The organism is Streptomyces alkaliphilus (genome assembly GCF_014141535.1).
Lineage (GTDB): Bacteria > Actinomycetota > Actinomycetes > Streptomycetales > Streptomycetaceae > Streptomyces > Streptomyces alkaliphilus.
The window spans coordinates 1-1,144 of record NZ_VKHT01001301.1 but is presented as its reverse complement, the minus strand read 5'-3'; the positions used below and the strand labels follow the sequence as shown (position 1 = coordinate 1,144).

General features: G+C 73.7%; 2 protein-coding genes. One reads left to right on the top strand and one right to left on the bottom strand.

Annotated features, from left to right (window positions below; genetic code table 11):
* Positions 1–469: RICIN domain-containing protein (locus FNQ90_RS24110; RefSeq protein ID WP_182608279.1), on the top strand; the 469-nt coding region annotated here is incomplete at its 5' end.
* A gap of 167 nt (positions 470–636) precedes the next feature.
* Here FNQ90_RS24110 and FNQ90_RS24105 read toward each other — a convergent pair.
* Positions 637–918 carry a metal-sensitive transcriptional regulator gene (locus tag FNQ90_RS24105; RefSeq protein WP_182608278.1) on the bottom strand — a complete coding sequence of 94 codons (282 nt, stop codon included), beginning with the start codon at positions 916–918 and terminating at the stop codon, positions 637–639.
* Positions 919–1,144: the final 226 nt, after the last annotated feature.

Below are 1,144 nucleotides of genomic sequence, written 5' to 3'. Positions count from 1 at the left end.
GCCCACGACGCAGGCCCCCGCCTCCGAGCCGGAGCAGCCGAGGCAGGCGGCCCCCGCCCCGGCCGCGCCGCCGCCCGAGGACTTCTCCCGTCCCACCGGGCGGATCATGGGGCTGGCCGCGAAGTGTCTGGAGGCCCGGTCGAGCTCCAACGGCAGCGAGCTCATGCTCAACGCCTGCCACGGCGGGGCCTCGCAGCAGTGGACCTTCCACCGGGACGGCACCCTGCGCATCGCGGGCCTGTGCCTGTCGACCGCCGGCAACTCCACCAACGACGGTGCCCGGGTGGTGCTGCGCGGCTGCGGGAGCGGCGGGAACATCCAGCAGTGGCGGGTCTCACCCAACGCCGACATCGTGAACTTCGCCGCCGACAAGTGCCTGGACGTGGCGAACGCGAACACCGCCAACGGCACGCCGATCCAGATCGCCATCTGCTCGGGCAACCCGGCGCAGAAGTGGACGGTGCCCTGACCCACCGACCGGGGCACCCACGGGTGCCCCGGCGGCGCCGGGGAGACACCTCCGGGCGGCCGAGGCCCCCGGGCGTCCCTCCCTCATCGGCGCCGAACCCCGACGGGCCGCGCACCCTTTGGTGCGCGGCCCGTCGGCGCCCCGGGGCGCGCGCCCCGGGCGGGCACTCAGGCCAGCGACAGGAAGAGCTTCTCCAGCCGCGCCCGCATCTGATCGCGGTCGGGCGCCTCCGAGGACTCCGGCTCGGCCAGGCACTGCTGGAGGCCGGTGGCGATGATGGCGAACCCCGCCCGGTCCAGGGCCCGGGACGCCGCGGCGAGTTGGGTGACGACGTCCTCGCAGTCGCGCCCCTCCTCGATCATCCGAATGATGCCGGCGATCTGTCCCTGGGCCCGGCGCAGCCGGTTCACCACGGTCCTCAGATCATCGGCCGCCATGACCAGTTCCATGCCGCACTCCTCTCGTATACCCCACAGGGTATGCTGATCCGCGGGGCCCGGGCATCTCCGTACCACAGAACGGACCCCTCGCGGCCCGCGTTCGACGCCCACCGCGCGACATCCGAGCAAGAGAGGGGTCGCGACCGGCCCCGGGCTCCCGCCCTCCCGCACGCCGGGGCCGCGGAAACCGTTCACGGCGGATGGAAAACCCCATCTCGGGAACAACGGCCGACAC

What these genes read in the sequence shown, in the direction of transcription:
- FNQ90_RS24105 (WP_182608278.1), bottom strand. Translation starts at nt 918, where the DNA reads ATGGAACTGGTCATGGCGGCCGATGATCTGAGGACCGTGGTGAACCGG.